The organism is Lacrimispora sp., from assembly GCF_046972725.1.
Classification (GTDB): Bacteria; Bacillota; Clostridia; order Lachnospirales; family Lachnospiraceae; genus Lacrimispora.
This window is the reverse complement of sequence record NZ_JBKVXF010000001.1, coordinates 1,561,889-1,579,552: the sequence shown is the minus strand read 5'-3', so window position 1 is coordinate 1,579,552 and position 17,664 is coordinate 1,561,889. Positions and strand designations below refer to the sequence as shown.

General features: G+C 46.0%; 18 protein-coding genes and 1 riboswitch. Of the genes, 16 read left to right on the top strand and 2 right to left on the bottom strand.

The window, feature by feature from the left end:
- Positions 1-177: 177 nt before the first annotated feature.
- The 9 genes from argC to ACLTWA_RS07505 all read left to right on the top strand — a co-directional run bounded on the left by argC (position 178) and on the right by ACLTWA_RS07505 (position 7,986).
- Positions 178-1,218, top strand: coding sequence for an N-acetyl-gamma-glutamyl-phosphate reductase (gene argC, locus ACLTWA_RS07545; RefSeq protein ID WP_412327000.1), 1,041 nt, complete (start codon positions 178-180; stop codon positions 1,216-1,218).
- Positions 1,219-1,229: 11 nt separating this feature from the next.
- Complete coding sequence (locus ACLTWA_RS07540) at positions 1,230-1,700, top strand: GNAT family N-acetyltransferase (RefSeq protein ID WP_412326999.1); 471 nt, start codon at positions 1,230-1,232, stop codon at positions 1,698-1,700.
- Positions 1,701-1,711: 11 nt separating this feature from the next.
- The gene (locus ACLTWA_RS07535) at positions 1,712-2,086 is read left to right on the top strand and encodes an ACT domain-containing protein (protein ID WP_412326998.1); all 375 of its coding nucleotides are present in this window, start codon (positions 1,712-1,714) and stop codon (positions 2,084-2,086) included.
- Positions 2,087-2,104: 18 nt separating this feature from the next.
- Positions 2,105-3,328, top strand: coding sequence for a bifunctional glutamate N-acetyltransferase/amino-acid acetyltransferase ArgJ (gene argJ / locus ACLTWA_RS07530; RefSeq protein ID WP_412326997.1), 1,224 nt, complete (start codon positions 2,105-2,107; stop codon positions 3,326-3,328).
- A 24-nt stretch (positions 3,329-3,352) separates the two neighbouring features.
- Positions 3,353-4,249 carry an acetylglutamate kinase gene (gene argB / locus ACLTWA_RS07525; protein ID WP_412326996.1) on the top strand — a complete coding sequence of 299 codons (897 nt, stop codon included), beginning with the start codon at positions 3,353-3,355 and terminating at the stop codon, positions 4,247-4,249.
- Entirely contained in the window at positions 4,242-5,438 is a 1,197-nt protein-coding gene (locus ACLTWA_RS07520) for an aspartate aminotransferase family protein (protein ID WP_412327200.1), read from the top strand. Before argB ends, ACLTWA_RS07520 begins: the two co-directional genes overlap by 8 nt.
- A gap of 104 nt (positions 5,439-5,542) precedes the next feature.
- The gene (locus ACLTWA_RS07515) at positions 5,543-6,430 is read left to right on the top strand and encodes an HD domain-containing protein (protein ID WP_412326995.1); all 888 of its coding nucleotides are present in this window, start codon (positions 5,543-5,545) and stop codon (positions 6,428-6,430) included.
- A 66-nt stretch (positions 6,431-6,496) separates the two neighbouring features.
- Positions 6,497-7,129, top strand: coding sequence for a cyclodeaminase/cyclohydrolase family protein (locus tag ACLTWA_RS07510; protein WP_412326994.1), 633 nt, complete (start codon positions 6,497-6,499; stop codon positions 7,127-7,129).
- Between the two features lie 17 nt (positions 7,130-7,146).
- Positions 7,147-7,986, top strand: a complete 840-nt coding sequence (locus ACLTWA_RS07505) for a bifunctional 5,10-methylenetetrahydrofolate dehydrogenase/5,10-methenyltetrahydrofolate cyclohydrolase (RefSeq protein WP_412326993.1) — start codon at positions 7,147-7,149, stop codon at positions 7,984-7,986.
- A gap of 55 nt (positions 7,987-8,041) precedes the next feature.
- Here ACLTWA_RS07505 and ACLTWA_RS07500 read toward each other — a convergent pair whose 3' ends face one another.
- On the bottom strand, positions 8,042-9,607 hold the full coding sequence (locus ACLTWA_RS07500; protein ID WP_412326992.1) for a methyltransferase domain-containing protein: 1,566 nt from the start codon (positions 9,605-9,607) through the stop codon (positions 8,042-8,044).
- A gap of 175 nt (positions 9,608-9,782) precedes the next feature.
- Here ACLTWA_RS07500 and ACLTWA_RS07495 point away from each other — a divergent pair, with 175 nt between their 5' ends.
- Positions 9,783-10,238 carry a MarR family winged helix-turn-helix transcriptional regulator gene (locus ACLTWA_RS07495; protein ID WP_412326991.1) on the top strand — a complete coding sequence of 152 codons (456 nt, stop codon included), beginning with the start codon at positions 9,783-9,785 and terminating at the stop codon, positions 10,236-10,238.
- Between the two features lie 2 nt (positions 10,239-10,240).
- Positions 10,241-11,671, top strand: coding sequence for an MFS transporter (locus ACLTWA_RS07490; protein WP_412326990.1), 1,431 nt, complete (start codon positions 10,241-10,243; stop codon positions 11,669-11,671).
- Positions 11,672-11,765: 94 nt separating this feature from the next.
- On the opposite strand, the gene thiT is transcribed toward ACLTWA_RS07490, so the two are convergent.
- On the bottom strand, positions 11,766-12,440 hold the full coding sequence (gene thiT, locus ACLTWA_RS07485; RefSeq protein WP_412326989.1) for an energy-coupled thiamine transporter ThiT: 675 nt from the start codon (positions 12,438-12,440) through the stop codon (positions 11,766-11,768).
- Positions 12,441-12,466: 26 nt separating this feature from the next.
- Positions 12,467-12,565, bottom strand: a riboswitch (TPP riboswitch).
- Positions 12,566-12,700: 135 nt separating this feature from the next.
- Between thiT and ACLTWA_RS07480 the strand changes: the two genes are divergently transcribed.
- The 5 genes from ACLTWA_RS07480 to ACLTWA_RS07460 all read left to right on the top strand — a co-directional run bounded on the left by ACLTWA_RS07480 (position 12,701) and on the right by ACLTWA_RS07460 (position 17,660).
- On the top strand, positions 12,701-13,126 hold the full coding sequence (locus ACLTWA_RS07480; protein WP_412326988.1) for a DMT family transporter: 426 nt from the start codon (positions 12,701-12,703) through the stop codon (positions 13,124-13,126).
- Positions 13,127-13,229: 103 nt separating this feature from the next.
- Positions 13,230-13,913 (top strand): helix-hairpin-helix domain-containing protein, encoded by a 684-nt coding sequence (locus tag ACLTWA_RS07475; protein WP_412326987.1) that lies wholly within the window; start codon positions 13,230-13,232, stop codon positions 13,911-13,913.
- A 21-nt stretch (positions 13,914-13,934) separates the two neighbouring features.
- Entirely contained in the window at positions 13,935-14,633 is a 699-nt protein-coding gene (locus ACLTWA_RS07470) for a response regulator transcription factor (protein WP_412326986.1), read from the top strand.
- Positions 14,634-14,750: 117 nt separating this feature from the next.
- Entirely contained in the window at positions 14,751-16,607 is a 1,857-nt protein-coding gene (locus ACLTWA_RS07465) for a DUF6320 domain-containing protein (RefSeq protein ID WP_412326985.1), read from the top strand.
- A gap of 24 nt (positions 16,608-16,631) precedes the next feature.
- The gene (locus tag ACLTWA_RS07460; protein ID WP_412327199.1) at positions 16,632-17,660 is read left to right on the top strand and encodes an alpha/beta hydrolase; all 1,029 of its coding nucleotides are present in this window, start codon (positions 16,632-16,634) and stop codon (positions 17,658-17,660) included.
- Positions 17,661-17,664 lie beyond the last annotated feature (4 nt).

Genomic DNA, 17,664 nt, shown 5'->3' with positions numbered 1-17,664 from the left:
TTTCATAAATATACACCAAAACAGGGCCAAATGCAAGAGTAAAATGAAAAATATAAAAAGAACTTGCATAATATGCAGATGGGATGTATAATTATGAACTATCGGAAGCAAGCGTATGGTTATGCTCCCAAAAGTAAAGAATGAAAGTAACCAAAGACAGGAAAAGGAGAGATGTTTATGATAAAGGCAGGAATCATTGGATCAACCGGATATGCAGGCGGAGAACTTGCAAGGCTGTTACTTCAGAGAGATGATGTGGAGATCATTTGGTATGGCTCCAAAAGTTATGTGGGTCAGAAATATGCTTCCATTTATCAGAACATGTTCCAGATATCAGAGGATACCTGTCTGGATGATAATATAGAAGCACTGGCAGATAAGGCAGACGTGATCTTCACAGCAACACCCCAGGGGTTTCTGGCCTCTCTGCTTAATGATGATATCTTATCCAGGACAAAAGTGATTGATTTAAGTGCCGATTACCGGATCAAGGACGTGGCGGTCTATGAAGAATGGTATAAAATGGTGCATAAAACACCTCAATATATAAAGGAAGCAGTTTACGGCCTTCCGGAGCTCAACAGAGAAGCCATCAAAACTGCAAGGCTTATAGCCAATCCGGGATGCTATCCTACCTGCTCCATCTTATCCGTCAATCCTTTGTTAAAGGAAGGACTTCTGGAACCGGACAGTATTATCATTGATGCCAAATCAGGGACTTCCGGCGCAGGAAGAGGGGCGAAGGTGGATAATCTTTTCTGTGAAGTCAATGAAAACATGAAAGCCTATGGAGTGGGGGGCCACCGCCATACGCCGGAGATCGAGGAACAGTTGTCCTACGGCGCAGGAATGCCGGTCACCATCAGTTTTACCCCTCATCTGGTTCCCATGAACCGGGGAATTCTGGTTACCGCCTACGGAACCTTAAAAAAGGATGTTTCCGAAGCGCAGATAAGGGAAGTTTATAAGAAATATTATGAAAATGAATTTTTTGTACGCGTTCTGGAGGAAGATATGACAACTCAGACCAAATGGGTGGAGGGAAGCAATTTTGTTGATGTGAACGTGAAACTTGATAAGAGAACCAACCGGGTGGTCATGATGGGCGCAATGGACAATCTGGTGAAAGGGGCGGCCGGTCAGGCGGTACAGAATATGAACCTTTTGTTCGGGCTGCCGGAGCAGAAAGGACTGAAAATGATCCCCATGTTCCCATAAGGAAACAGGAGATGAATTTTACAGAGGGAAAGACAATGGAAATCCGAACGATGACAATCAATGATTATAAAGAGGTTTATGCACTTTGGTCAGGAATCAGGGGATTTGGAATCCGTACCCTTGATGATTCCAGAGAAGGGGTGGAAAAGTTTTTAAAAAGAAATCCCGGCACCAGTGTGGTAGCAGAAGAGGACGGAAAAGTCATTGGCACTATTTTAAGCGGACATGACGGCCGCCGGGCCAGCTTTTACCACGTGTGTGTGGCTAAGGAGTACCGGACAAAGGGCGTGGGGCATCAGATGGTTTTAAATGCACTGGAAAGGCTTAAAAAGGAAGGAATCAGCAAAGTAAGCCTGATTGCATTCCGGTCCAATCAGGTAGGGAACAAGTTCTGGCAGGACATGGGATTTACGTTTCGGGAAGATTTGAATTATTATGATTTTTCTTTAAATATAGAAAATGTAACAAATTTTATTAAATAGGAGGAAGCGGTATGAAACTAAAGCGGGTTGGCGGTGACTTTACCGTATGCAAACTGTCTGCTCTTTCTGATTTAGCCGGTTTTCAGCAGGAATCCGGTTTCTGGTTTCTGGGAAAAACCGATGAGGAGCTTTCTCTGGTATGCGAAACTTCGGTTGTTCCGGAGAAAACGGTGGAACGGGAAGACGGGTTTCAGGCATTCCGCATAGAAGGAGTCCTGGATTTTTCCCTGATTGGGATATTGTCAAAACTTTCCGCTGTACTGGCGGATAACGGAATCGGAATATTTGCCGTATCTACTTTTCAAACGGATTACATACTGGTAAAGAAAGAAAACTATGAAAATGCGTTAAAGCTGCTGGATGCGGCTGGTTATACAATTATTTAATTCAGGAGGAAAAGCGATATGAAAGAGATCAGCGGAGGAGTAACTGCAGCAGCAGGATTTCAGGCAGCTTCCACGGCGGCAGGGATCAAATATAAAGACAGAAAAGATATGGCACTGATATACAGTGAAGAACCGTGTAAGGCGGCCGGAACCTATACCACCAATCTGGTAAAGGCAGCTCCGGTCAAATGGGATAAGGAAATGGTGGACAATGCTCCCTTTATCAAGGCCATCGTGGTCAATGCGGGAATCGCCAATGCCTGTACCGGAGCAGAAGGCTACCGGTACTGTGAAGAAACAGCAAAGGCAGCAGCAGAGTGTCTTTCCATCCCTTCGGATTCCGTACTTGTGGCATCTACCGGAGTCATTGGAAAGCAGCTTCCCATGGACCGCATCAAAGCAGGGATTGAAGCCATGGCGCCGGTTCTGAATGAAAGTTTGGAAAGCGGTTCGGAGGCGGCAGCCGCTATTATGACCACCGATACGGTAAAGAAGGAAATTGCAGTTCAGTTCACAGCAGGAGGCAAGACCGTAACCGTGGGAGGAATGTGCAAAGGCTCCGGCATGATTCATCCAAACATGTGTACCATGTTAAGCTTCATTACCACGGATGCGGCCATTTCCAAAGAACTTCTGCAGGAAGCGCTCAGTGAGGATATCAAGGACACCTATAACATGATTTCCGTAGACGGGGATACCTCCACCAATGATACCGTTCTTCTTTTGGCCAACGGTCTGGCAGGAAATCCTGAAATCACGGAAAAGAATGAAGATTACCAGTCCTTTTATAAAGCCCTTCATTATGTCAATGAATATCTGGCAAAAAAGATGGCAGGTGACGGAGAAGGCTGTACGGCTCTGTTTGAAGTGAAGATCATCGGGGCGGAAACAAAGGAACAGGCGGTGACCCTTTCAAAATCAGTAATCACCTCCAGTCTTACCAAAGCGGCCATCTTCGGTCACGATGCCAACTGGGGCAGGATTCTCTGTGCCATGGGCTATTCGGGCGCACAGTTTGACCCTGAGAAGGTGGATTTATATTTTGAAAGTGCCGCAGGAAAGCTGAAGATTATTGAAAATGGGGTTGCGCTTCCCTACAGCGAGGAAGAAGCTACAAAGATTTTATCAGAGCCGGAAGTCACTGCCACGGCAGATATCAAAATGGGAGAAGCAAAAGCCACTGCATGGGGCTGCGATTTGACCTTTGATTATGTAAAAATCAACGCAGATTACCGTTCATAACCGGAATCAGGGAGGAAAAAAATTATGGAATTGGATCAAAGCATTATGCAAAAGGCGGAAGTACTCATTGAAGCCCTTCCTTATATCCAGAGGTTTAACCGTAAGACCATCGTGGTAAAATACGGCGGCAGTGCCATGGTGGATGAGGAACTGAAAAAGCAGGTCATTCAGGATGTGGTCCTTTTAAAGCTGGTTGGCTTTAAACCCATCATTGTCCATGGAGGCGGAAAAGAAATCAGCAAATGGGTGGAAAAGTCAGGTATGGAGTCACAGTTTATCGGAGGACTTCGTGTTACTGATGAGCCTACCATGGAAATTGCTGAGATGGTCTTAAACCGGGTAAACAAAAGTCTGGTGCAGCTTGTCAATGAACTTGGCATCAAGGCCGTGGGAATCAGCGGAAAAGACGGCATGATGTTAAAGTGCAAAAAGCGTTATTCCAATGGAGAGGATATCGGCTTTGTGGGTGATATTACAGAAGTAGATCCTCAGATCATCAATGATCTGCTGGAAAAGGATTTTCTTCCGATTATCTGCCCGGTTGGCTTTGATGAGGATTTTAAAACCTATAACATCAATGCAGATGATGCCGCCTGTGCCATTGCAACGGCTATGGAAGCGGAAAAACTGGCTTTTTTGACGGATGTGGAGGGCGTTTACCGGGATTTTAAGGATAAGGATTCCCTGATTTCAGAGATGTCCATTGAAGAAGCAGAGAAATTTGTAAACAGCGGCACCCTTGGGGGAGGAATGCTCCCGAAACTTCAAAATTGCATCGATGCCATGAACCAGGGAGTTTCCAGGGTACATATCATGGATGGACGGATCCCCCACTGTCTGCTGCTTGAGATATTTACCAATAAAGGAATCGGAACTGCCATTATCAGTCCGGGAGAGGAGCGTTATTATCATGCTGAGTAAACAGGAGTATATCGAGAAAGCGGAAGAGAAAATCTATAAGACCTATAACCGTTATCCCGTGGTATTTGATCACGGGGATGGCGTGTACCTTTATGATACCGATGGGAATGAGTATCTGGACTTTGCTGCCGGAATCGCAGTCATGGGTCTGGGGTATCATGACCGGGAATTTGATGAAGCCTTAAAAGGACAGGTGGATAAACTTCTCCATACCTCCAACCTCTTTTATAACGTTCCGGCTGTGGAGGCCGGAGAGCTGATCTTAAAGGCTTCGGACATGGATAAGGTATTCTTTACCAACAGCGGAACAGAAGCCATTGAAGGTGCCTTAAAGATCGCCAGAAGGTATGCTTATAATAAGGATAAGAGCCATGACCATGAGATCATCGCCATGAACCACTCCTTCCATGGAAGAAGCTTAGGGGCTTTATCTGTGACAGGCAATGACCATTATCAGGAACCGTTTAAGCCGCTGATCCCTGGAATCCGCTTTGCAGAGTACAATGACCTTAACAGTGTAAAAGCACTGATGAATGACAAGACCTGTGCAGTGATTATGGAAACCGTTCAGGGAGAAGGCGGAATCTACCCGGCCACAGAGGAATTCTTAAAAGGAGTCAGAAAGCTGTGCGACGAACATGACGCACTTCTGATCCTTGATGAGATCCAGTGCGGCATGGGGCGTACCGGAACCATGTTTGCATGGCAGAAATACGGGGTAAAGCCGGATGTGATGACCGCTGCAAAAGCCCTTGGAAACGGCGTTCCCATCGGTGCGTTTCTGGCTCATGGAAAAGCGGCCACAGCCATGTCACCCGGCGATCACGGAACCACCTACGGCGGAAATCCCTTTGTAACAGCCGCGGCCGCAAAGGTTCTGGAACTGTTTGATAAGCGAAAAATCGTGGACCATGTAAAAGAAACAGGCGATTATCTTTGGGAACAGGCCGAGGCCCTGCTTAAGAAATATGATATCATAACCGCCCACCGAGGCTTAGGGCTGATCCAGGGACTGGAGCTGTCTGTTCCTGCCGGGCCCATTGTAGAAGACGCATTGTTGAATGAGAAGCTTGTTATCATCAGTGCAGGGACCAATGTGATCCGTATGGTTCCTCCCCTTATCATCACCAGGGAGCATGTAGATGCCATGGTTCTTAAGCTGGAAACCGTATTAAAAAGGCATTCATAAATCATTTCTGTATATTCTGAAAAAAGCAAATTTGGAACAGCCGGATTCTTTTGATTCTGCTATAATCAGGTTACCACGTGGGAACCAGAACAGGAGGCAGCGGAATGGAAAAAGAAGAATGGGCGGTTTTATGCACCCTGTATATTGAGGAGCATCTAAAAGAAGATCTATCGGTAGAACGCCTGAGTGCATGGGCCGGATACTCTCCCTGGTATTTTTCCAGATGTTTTAAGGAAAGGGTGGGAGCATCCCCCATGGAATATCTAAAGCAGCGCCGTCTGTTTGCTGCGGCCAGGGAGATCCGTATGGGACGGAGGATCCTGGACGCAGCCATGGATTACGGCTGGGACACTCATGGCGGGTTTACTAAGGCATTTGTCAGCCAGTTTGGCTATTCCCCTGTATATTTAAGAGCATTCCATTTCCGTGACGCCTCGATGAAAGGAGAAATCATGGAATTATCATTAAAGAAAATGGAGCTTTATAAGGAACCCGAAGAGCTTTTTGCAGAGCTTTGCCGGACATTATCAGAAAACGGAACCGTATTTGAACCGGAAAATCTTAGAAATTTATACGAATTGGCCGCCGATGCCCATAAGGGGCAGACCAGGTATTCCGGCGAGGCGTATGTGACCCATTCCTTAAATGTCGGGATTATTCTGGCGGATATGGGAGCCGACATAGAAACTGTGTGCGCCGGACTGCTTCACGATGCCGGGGGTGCCGGAGGGACCCCGGAGGAAGTCGAAGCGGTCATACAGTCCTATAAGGAATTTAACCAGACTGGTGCCTGCAGGGATGACCGGGGAGCACTTGTCGCACTGGCGGACCGGCTTCATAATATGCGGACCATAGAATTTGTGGATCCGTCGACCTGGAAACAAAGGGCTGAGGAAACCTTAAAGGTCTTTTCTCCCCTTGCGGCAAAATACCCGGACATACGGCTTCGGTCCGAACTTGATGACTTATCCATCAAACATCTTACGATATAGCCTTGTAATTTTTACAAAAGCCTTATATAATGTAAAAAAATTCAGTCTGAAAGGCGGTATTCACAAATGATACAGGATCTTACGGTTTCTTCTTTTCTTGAAAAGCTTTCTTCCAAAAGCCCCACCCCGGGCGGAGGAGGAGCGGCTGGCCTTGGAGGAGCGGTTGGTGCAGCTCTTGGGAAGATGGTGGTAAACTTGACCATTGGGAAAAAAAGGTACGCAGATGTGGAAGAAGAGATGCAATCCATTCTCACAAAGCTTGCCCACTTGGAACAGGAGTTTTTAAGGCTTGCCGAGGAAGACGCAGTGGTATTTGCCCCTCTGGCAGAGGCCTATTTACTTCCTTCCGGTACGGAAGAGGAAAAAAGAAACAAGGAAAAGATCCTGGAAGGCCATCTTCTTGCAGCTTCCCTGGTACCCCTCGCAGTTATGGAACGGTCGCTGGAAGCGCTGGATTATATGGAAATCTTAGCCAATAAGGGAAGCCGGATGGCAGTCAGCGATGTTGGAGTAGGAGTACAGTTTATCCGGGCAGCTCTCCTGGGAGCAAAGATGAATGTATTTATCAACACGAAAACCATGGTCCAGAGAGAAAAAGCAAGAGAATTGAATGCCATGGCAGAAACCATGGCCGGGAACGGAATTTCCAGGGCAGATGCTATTTATACGCAGGTGGAAGCGGCGTTAAAGACAGAATAAAGGAGGCAGAAAAAGCCGTGATAACATTAAAGGGAGCAGCAGTGTCTGAAAAGATTAAGGAACAGGTGGAAGAACTTTTAAAGGAGAATGGAAAACGTATTCCAAAACTGGCAATCGTCAGGGTGGGAGAACGTCCCGATGATTTATCCTATGAACGGGGAGCCTTAAAAAAGATGGCAGCTTTTGGTCTTGAGGCGGAAAGCTTTGCCTTTCCGGAAGATATGACAGATCAGGACTTTAAAAGGGAGTTTTCAAAGATCAATGAGAACCCGGACGTTGACGGCATTCTTCTTTTACGGCCTCTTCCAAAGCAGATCGTGGAAAAAGACATTGAGCATATGATCGATCCTAAAAAAGATTTGGATGGCATTTCCCCCATCAACATTGCAAAGGTATTCGCAGGAGATGATTCGGGTTTTGCGCCGTGTACCGCAGAAGCCGTGGTAGAGGTATTGAAGGCCAATGAGATTGCTCTTGCCGGAAAGAAGGTTACCATCGTAGGCAGAAGCATGGTCGTTGGGCGGCCCCTTTCCATGCTTTTATTAAAGGAGAATGCCACCGTAACCATCTGCCATACACGCACCGTAAATCTAAAAGAGACCTGCAGGCACGGAGAAATACTCATAGCAGCAGCAGGACAGGCAAAAATGCTTGATGCCTCTTACGTTGGGAACGGGGCCGTTGTGATTGATGTGGGGATCAATGTGGATGAGAACGGAAAACTCTGCGGAGATGTGGATTTTGATACCCTGGAAGGAACTGCTTCCATGGCTACCCCCGTACCAGGAGGAGTAGGTGCGGTAACAACCGCTGTGCTTGCAAAGCATCTGGTGCTGGCGGCAGGCTGTAACAAATGACAGACAGGAAAAAACGCTTGGAAGGAGTTATCCCTTCAAGCGTTTTTTATGCTTCCTACAGCTTCTTTGCCTTTACCAGATACTGATAAGCCGTAAATGCATCTGCCGGACTGGTGCTGATGGTACAGAGCGTTTGTATGAGCTTCTGTTGGTCTTCACTGATCCAGACTCTGGTATTTCCCATATCTGTAATCTCATATCCGGCCCTTGAAAACATTTTCTGGATTTCCCCTTTGGTAAAAAAGCGCAGATGGGTCCGGTCCAGGATCCCGCTGTCCTGATAGGTAAAGTTTCCGTTCAATAAATCACCAAGCACAGAGATATGCATGATATTTGGAATGCTGGCAAGAATCATTCCGCCTGGCTTTAAATAGCGTTTCATATTGACCAGCACTGCCTGGGGCTGGTGAAGATGCTCAAGAACGTCTCCAAAGATAATATAATCAAAGGATTCCAGAGGATAATCCAGATCTTCCTCCACATTGCCCTGGGTCACGGGAAATAGTTTGGAAGCGATACTCCAGGAACCGGGATCCAATTCTATGCCGTGAAGGTCTGCATTTGGAAATTTATTTTTTATGGATAAGAGGGAAGCTCCGCAGGCACAGCCAACGTCAAGAATCTTTAAGGGTGTCTGGGGCGGGTCTGTAATCAGGCCCAGAATATCAGGACGGCTGAAAAGGGAGTAGTTTAAACGCACATTCCATTTTTCATAAAAATGATTGTAGTCGAACCAGCGGGCGGAGTTATTCTGGGGCTGGGCCAATGTATAGACGTAGGCGTGATGGCACAGATAAGTCAGTTTTTTGCTTTGAAGCAGCTGAAAGCTTAAATCCTTTTGTGCCACTTCCAAAGTTAAGAAGGAATCATCAAATCCATTTACTTTATCCCAGCAGTCCCTTCTTATTAAAAGAGACCCGCAGGTGGGAATCAGGGTCGGGTCCATGTGACGGTCTCCGGGAAGATTGTGTTCGATGGCATAGCCGTCTGCCCGCCGGATCGGAGTGACAAATTCCGTCAGTCCCTGAGCAGGGCCGTTGGTAACAGCATTGGCTGCACCGGTTTCTTCATCTTTATAAAGGGACATGCGGAGATTGAATAAGGCATGGCTTAAGAGAGCGGAGCCCCGGTCAAGAAGTAAAAGGTCATCCGTTTCCCCGGCCATGGCTGCCGCTTTTTCATAAGCTGCATGAGGAGACAGACCTTTTACAGAAACTACCGTTATCTCTTGATTTTCAAGAAGCTGGCTGGTGACCTCCTCAGATTCTTCCGTATCGAGAATTATCACCGTTTCGCAGTCCTCCTTTAGGGCAAGACTGGCATTTAAAATGGCTTCCATCTGTGCCGGTACCGCTACGGAAGGAATCATAATGGTCACCGACGGGATTTCATTTTTCAATTTCTTCTTAAGTGTTTCAATCTGCTCAGACAACAAGATAGCCTCTTCCTCTCTGTCGCAGAGAAAATGGCTGTGAACACAGCACAGATAAGCTCTCTTTAAATTTCCTTCTTTCTGATAATATTTCCCCATTTCATCATATATTTTATAATTGCGGCTGTTGCCGGCAGCCTCCTCATACAGCGTTTCCATGCTTTTTAAGGGTTCCACCTGAGTTTTCATAAATTCTCCTTTTATAGCTTTTTATTTTAGTATATTCCCGGAGTACGTGCTATTGTGATTATACTGATTCGGGGCATATTTATAGTTGACTTATCAACTATTTTAAAATATAATAGCCTGCGTACGATTTTCCTGTAATAAAACAGGGAAAAGGAGAAACAATGAAAGGAGAAACATGAAAGAAGCGCATAGAAAGCTGAGTAAATATACCGGCGGCATTTACCGGTGCACTCAGGCATTTACCAGTGAGATGTTAAAGCCTTATGGATTAAGCAGCGGCAGCTGTCCCTATCTACTGACCTTATATAACCGCGGCGGGATCAATCAGAATGAGATAAGCCGGGAGCTGAATGTGGACAAGGCCATGTCAGCAAGGGAACTGAAAAAACTGATTCAGATGGGATACGTAAAAAAAGAGGCGGATCAGGAAGATGCAAGAGCCTATAAGCTTTATCTGACAGAAAAGGGCAGACATATGATCCCGGATATCCGGAGGGAGTTATCCGTCTGGAACAATGCCATCACCTCAGGTCTTGAGGAAAAAGAAAAGGAAGAACTTTTACGGATGCTGGATATTGTTTTACAGGAAGCAAAGCGTCTTCGGGGCGTACAGAAAGAGGAATGGAGATAAATATGGAACAGACAAACGAAAATGTATATAATAACCGAATGCTGATTTTGCTGAATGTGGTTTTGCTTACCTTTATGGCAACGCTGGACAGCAGTATTGTCAATGTGGCCCTGCCACAGATGTCCCGGCTTCTTTCCGTCAGTTCAGAAGCGATTGCCTGGGTAGTGACGGTTTATCTGCTGGTGGTGGTAGGAACCATACTGATTTTCGGACGCCTGGGTGATATCTTTGGAAAGACCCGTATATTCCTGTACGGCGTTCTCATATTCACCCTTGGCTCTTTATTATGCGGGATATCCCATACTTTTCTCCAGCTGATTGTGTCCCGCGGAATACAGGCACTTGGAGCGGCGGCGGCCATGGGAACCAACCAGGGAATCATCACCCAGGTCTTTCCCGTTCATGAAAGGGGCAAAGCCCTTGGCATATCCGGTACCTCTGTGGCACTGGGCTCCATGGCAGGTCCGCCTTTAGGGGGATTCATCATTCACTCCTTTGCCTGGGAATATATTTTTTTAATTAACGTGCCGATTGGAATTTTCGTGTTTATTTTGGGAATGAAAATACTTCCTGTTACAAAAAAGAGTACAGCAGAACCTTTTGACGTAAAGGGCGCCATCCTGTTTTGTATATCCATTGCGTCTTTGTTCCTGTCAATGATCCTTGGGAAAAATTATGGCTATGGAAATCCGGTGATTGTGGGAGGAATGGTTTTATTTGCGGGTTCCTTTCTCCTGTTTTTATTGCTGGAGAAAAAAACAGAGATCCCCCTTCTGCCTTTGAAGCTGTTTCAGAACAGTCTGTTCTCCATCAGTATTTTTTGCGCCTTTCTCTCCTTTGTGGCAATCAGCAGTTCCACCATCATCCTGCCGTTCTATCTGCAGAATACTCTTAAGTATTCTCCGGCAGTGACAGGGATCATCTTAATGGTATCTCCGGTTATCCTGGCTGTGGTAGCGCCGGTAAGCGGTCATCTATCCGATAAGATCGGATCTGAGATTCTGACCTTTTTCGGTCTGATTCTTACGGGAACCGGTCTGGGGCTGATGTCAACCCTGACGGAGACATCAGATATAAAGTTCCTCATCGGATATCTGGCCATTATGTCCGTTGGGAACGGATTGTTCCAATCTCCCAACAACTCCCTTACCATGTCAACGGCCCCAAAAAACATGCTGGGAATCTGCGGCAGCGTCAATGCCCTGATCAGGAATCTGGGAATGATCAGCGGGGTGTCCTTTGCAGTTTTAATTCTTTACAGCCGGATGAGTGCTAAGATCGGCTATGAAGTGACCAATTACATTGAGGGGCGGGATGATATTTTTATCTATGGAATGAAAGGCGTATATGTGATTGCTGCCCTGATCTGCGGCCTGGGTGCCCTTTTTACGGCAATCCGTTTATACGGGAGGAAAATAAAAAAGACTCTGTGATATTTTGGCAGCAGGATTTATAAGTTTTCTGGAATAAAAACAGCCGCTTACACGCTGAGATTCAACAGATCACAGCGGTAAGCGGCTATTGGTTTTACACTTCGTTGACAGCCTGGCGTTTCACCTGTCCGATGGCTTTCCAGACAGGAGGCATATATAAGATGATGACTGTCAGTATTAATTCCGGAATAATATATGTGGCGTTGTAACCCAGGGTATAAAGCAGGGCGTTGGTGCCTTCCGGTGTATAAGAGGCAAAAAACACATAACCGGAAATCACATGAAATGCATACCGTCCCAGCACGCCTGTGATGTAACCGATAACCAGACCATGCTTTTTATTGGAAAACAGGCCCGATAGTCCCAGGGCACCGAAGGCCAGCGGATAATCAAGCAATACCTGTACCGGAGCATAGATATAAGGTCCCATAATAAACTGCAGGATCCCATAGGCGACACCGGTCATGATTCCGGTCTTTAATCCATACACATAACCGATCAGGCAGATGAACATCATGGAAAACAAGGTGATGGAGCCGCCGTAAGGAAGAGAGGCAAATTTAATAAAGGAAGTCACCAGAGACAGTGCCATGGCTCCTCCGCAATAGACCATTTGCCTGGTCTTTTGTGAACTTGTTTTGTCATGGGATTTTGAAAAGAACTGAAATCCGAAAAAAACGGCTGCCAGCAGCAGGAGCACAGCAAGGTATCCTGCAGGCTTTAATATGTATTCTGCATCTTCGGCAGAATACGTTAGAAAATAAGACATTTCGATTCCTCCTTCTTTGGCGCAGGAGGGGACTACTATAGCTTCCTTCCGCCGGTATTATCCGGTTCAAGTAGTGAGGGTCAGGTTCTTACCAGTCTCAGCCCAAGGCTCCCCTAGCGTGTAAAAATGTTGTGATTTTGCTGTGAGTATAGCGCAAATGCAAAAGGTTGTCAAGTCGTGTTAAATGATAATATCTGCATAAAAAAGCAAATAAAGCACAACCTAGGATATAGAAGAAAAATGGACAATGGAGGTACTTTATGACTGGCTTTGTGATCGCTCTGATTTCCGGGGCACTTATGAGCATTCAGGGAGTTTTAAATACAGGAGTCACCAAACAGACCAGCATGTGGGTGTCTACTGGATGGGTGCAGCTGACTGCGTTTTTGACCTGCATCATCTTATGGTATTTTTCAGGCCGGGAAAATATATCAGGTCTTTTTGATGTACAGCCAAGGTATATGCTGCTGGGAGGAATTATCGGAGCATTTATCACTTATACCGTAGTGAAAAGCATGGGGACCCTGGGACCGGCAAAGGCAGCTCTTGTCATCGTGGTTTCACAGATTCTGGTGGCTTACGGAGTAGAGGTGTTTGGATTATTCGGTGTGGAAAAGGTTGGATTTGAATGGAAAAAACTCATCGGTGCTGTCGTTGCAATCATCGGAATCATGATATTTAATTAATTTGGAAATAGTGCTTGTATTTACTTATTTCTTTCGGTAGAATAGTAACATAGGCTGAAGATGGTATCCTTTTTTTCCATTATTTTGTAATAGGAGGGATATCATGAAGTACCAGAAAGCGAAGATTGCGGTCATCGTTTTATGTGTTTTTGTTTCGGGTATATGTTACAGTTACAGCAGAATTCAAAAAAGCCGGACAGCGGTAGATGCGTTGCCGGAGATTACTGTATTGGAAAATATATCTGCCGGCACCCGTTTTTCCATGGAAGAATCACCGGCAGAACAGAATTCTGATTCTCCGGGATCCCATGAGAACGATGACCAGGGCAGCGGTTTTGGAAGCACAGAAGATGTTTCGTTGCTGCCTTGTTATGTACATATCTGCGGGGAAGTGGTCTCTCCCGGTGTTTACGAGCTTCCTGAGGAAAGCAGAGTCTTTCAGGCAGTGGAAAAGGCGGGAGGATTCACTCCGGATGCAGCCGCAGAAAGCCTTAATATGGCAGAGCGGATCAGGGATGGCATGAAGATCGTAGTGTTAAGCAGGGAAGAAGCCCGTTTGGCAAAAGGAAATCCGGCGGATTTTTCCCAGGGAAAATCACAGGTAAATCTTAATACTGCCGCCAAAGAAGAACTGATGACTCTTAAGGGCATTGGAGAATCCAGGGCAGAGGATATCATAAGATACCGGGACAGCCACGGAGGCTTTAAAAGGATTGAGGACATTATGAAGGTGTCCGGGATCAAAGATGCAGCATTTCAAAAGATAAAAGATGATATAACGGTTTAACATAGAAGACAGAGGTGTGATATGGCAAGTGTTTTAGTAGTTGATGATGAAAAACTGATTGTGAAGGGGATGAGGTTCAGCCTGGAACAGGATGGCATGGAAGTAGACTGTGCGTATGACGGAGAGGAAGCCATTGGTCTGGCAAAGCAGAAGGAATATGATGTGGTGCTTCTTGATGTCATGCTTCCAAAGTTTGACGGCTATGAAGTGTGCCAGGCGATCCGGGAATTTTCCGAGATGCCGATTATCATGCTGACAGCCAAGGGCAATGATATGGATAAGATTCTGGGTCTGGAATACGGAGCGGATGATTACATTACCAAACCTTTCAACATTCTTGAAGTTAAGGCAAGGATCAAGGCAATCATGCGCCGGAATGCCAAAAAGGGCAGACGGGAGCGTCAGGAGGAGAGCCGTCTGGTCACAGCAGGAGATTTAAAACTTGACCGGGACAGCAGACGGGTATTTATCGGAGAAAAAGAGATTAATTTAACGGCCAAGGAGTTTGACTTATTAGAGCTGCTTACCTGCAATCCAGGCAAGGTTTACAGCAGGGAACAGCTTCTTACCTTTGTATGGGGCAATAAGGCTATGGATACAGGCGATGTCCGCACCGTGGATGTTCATGTACGGCGTTTAAGAGAGAAGATCGAGCCTAGTCCAAGCGATCCCAAATACGTGCATACCAAATGGGGCGTGGGATATTATTTCCGCGTCTAGGTAAGGCAAAAAGGCGGATTTCCTGCCGGATACATGGGGAATCCGCCTTTTTCTGAATTCAGAAGTCAGATTCTTTAAGCACCAGCAGAATGGAAAGAGAAAAGAGGCACAGACTGGATGAAGCGAAGCCCACAGGGAGAGAGATGGAGAAGACTTGACAATACGGCAAAGATTTTTCCTGTCATAGCAAGTAAAAATTTAAGCAGTGTATTCCGGATTTCGGCTACGTTAAAGGAAGAAGTGGATGCAGGAACCCTTCAAAGTGCTCTGGAAGAGGTCCTGCCTCAGTTTGAAGGATTTTCCGTAAGGCTTGGGAGAGGATTTTTCTGGTATTATTTTGAGAATAACAAGCGTATGCCGGTAATCGAAAGGGAGACCACTTACCCCTGCAAATACATCGAACCACGGAGCAGCCACCAGTACCTGTTCCGGGTCAGCTATTACGGCAGGCGGATCAATTTAGAAGTGTTTCACGCCATTACCGACGGACTGGGTGCCGTCAATTTTTTAAAAGCACTGGTTTACCGGTATGTGGATTTAAAGAACGGTTCACGGACCGGGTTTCAATTTGAAAAGAAAATATCCCCGGAGATCTCCATGAATGTGGAGGACAGTTACGTCCGCAATTATAAAAAGACCCTAAAGCGCAAATACAGCTCCAGGGCAGCTCTTCCTATCAAGGGAGATGTACTTCCTCTTGATGAAGAGAATATTCTTCATGGCTATGTGGGCCTAAAGGAATTAAAGGAGGCGGGCAGGCGTTACGGTGTCAGCATAACCAGGTTCCTTACGGCAGCTCTTATCTGGGCCATCTATCAGGAATATTATTTAGAAAAGCCCTGCCATAAGCCTATTGGGATCAGCATTCCCATTAATCTCAGAACCTTTTTTGATTCCAGGACCATGGCTAATTTTTTCGCAGTTACTCTGATTGAGTTTCTTTCAGACGGAAAAGAGCATACCTTTACGGAAATCTTAAAGACGGTCAGTTCCCAGATGGACCATAAGATCACAAAGGAAAAGATGGAGGAAGTGATTTCCTATAATGTTTCCAGTGAAAAGAAGTGGTATCTGCGGGCCACGCCTCTGTTTGTAAAATGGGGGGCTTTAAATCTTATTTTCAGAAGGAACGACAGAGCATATACCATGACTCTTTCAAACATCGGTCCCATTGATATCTTAGAGGAATACAGAAAAGATATTGAAAGATTCCACATGCTGATCGGAGTTTCCAAAAGGCAGCCCATGAAGTGTGCCGTATGTTCTTATGGAGATGAGGTAATCGTGACCTTTACCTCTGTTTTTCAGGATACCAGGCTTCAGGACCGTTTTTTTTCCTTTTTAAAGGAGGAGAACATTCCTGTGGCTCTGGAAAGCAACGGCGTTCCGGATAAACGGGATGACAAAGGGATGTATCCTCAGATCCGTTATGACAAGGAAAAGATGAAAAAGCTTGCCAATCTCTTTTATGGATTGATGGTGTTTGTGGCTGCTGTTCTTGGAATTATCAATTATGCCACATATTCCGGTTCCATGTGGTCTGTCATTGCCATTGCCCTCATGGCCTATGCCGCCATGACGGTCCGTTATTCCCTGATGCGCCATGCAAATCTGGGGTCCAAGATTCTTCTTCAGTCGGCAGCAGCGCAAGTGCTTTGGGTGGCCATTGACTGGTCCTCGGGTTATAACGGCTGGTCGTTGAATTATGGAGTTCCCAGTACCATTTTGTTTGCGGACCTGGCGGTGGTGTTTTTGATTTTGGTAAACCGTATGAACTGGCAGAGCTATTTTATGTATCAGATCGCCATTACGGTATTCAGCTTTATTCCTCCCATTCTATGGGCAGCAGGACTGATTACCAGACTGCCTCTTACCATTGTTACTGTTGCAGTGACTGTTGTTATATTGATAGTCACCATTGTGCTTGGGGACCGCAGTTTTAAAAATGAATTAAAGCGGCGGTTTCATGTATAAAGACAGGAAGGAGTTGTCTTTGTGTTGAGAAGAAAAAACGTAAGCGTAAGAGGAAATCTGGTGAGAGAAATGATGCAGAATGTAATGGAGACATCGTTAAAAGAACCGATACAGAACGGGGAACTGAGAAAGAATCCGGTAGAGCCGGCCTGGGTCTGTCCATCTGGGTATGAATATGAGATCATTGAAGAAGGGGCTTTTCACATGGAGTATCTGCGGCCGTCCGGCGTGGTGACCGGACGTGTCATCTTACAGCTTCACGGCGGGGGCTACATCGGTCCTATGAAGAATATTTACCGGAGATTTGCGGTCCGGTATTCCAAGATCAGCTATGGCGGGGACGTACTCACTCCGGATTACCGGGTGGCGCCGGAACATCCCTATCCTGCGGCTCTTTCCGATGCAGCAGCAGCGTATGAATGGCTTTTGAATGAGAAAAAATACGACCCGGAAAACATTGTTATTGCAGGAGATTCAGCAGGAGGCGGCCTGGGCCTGGCTTTAGGCCTGTATCTAAAGGACCATAATCTTCCTATGCCCGGTGGTTTCATAACCATGTCTGCCTGGACGGATTTAACCAACAGCGGAGAAAGCCATAAGACAAATTACGAGATCGATCCGTTATTTGGAAATTCCACCCGGAATATGCTTTATGACTCTTCTTATATTGGAGAAGGAGACCCAAAAGATCCTTATATATCCCCTCTGTTTGGTGATTTTAAAGGATTTCCTCCGGTTCTTTTGCAGGCAGGAAGCTATGAGGTCCTGTTAAGTGATACTCTTTCAGTGGCGGAAAAGCTTAAAAAGGCCGGTGTGAAACACCGGCTGTCCGTATACGAGGGAATGTTTCACGTCTTTCAGATGGGACTTGATTTAATCCCGGAGAGCCGGGAAGCCTGGGAAGAAGCCGAAGAATTTTTACGGATTGTGTATCAAATAAATATTAAGCCGGAAGGAAAAGTGGTGCGCAAGGTCCAGAACGGTCAGAAAAAATCAGTCAGGGATGTAACAAAGCTCCTGATTGCAATGATGAAGAAGGAGCTTGACAAATAAGGAG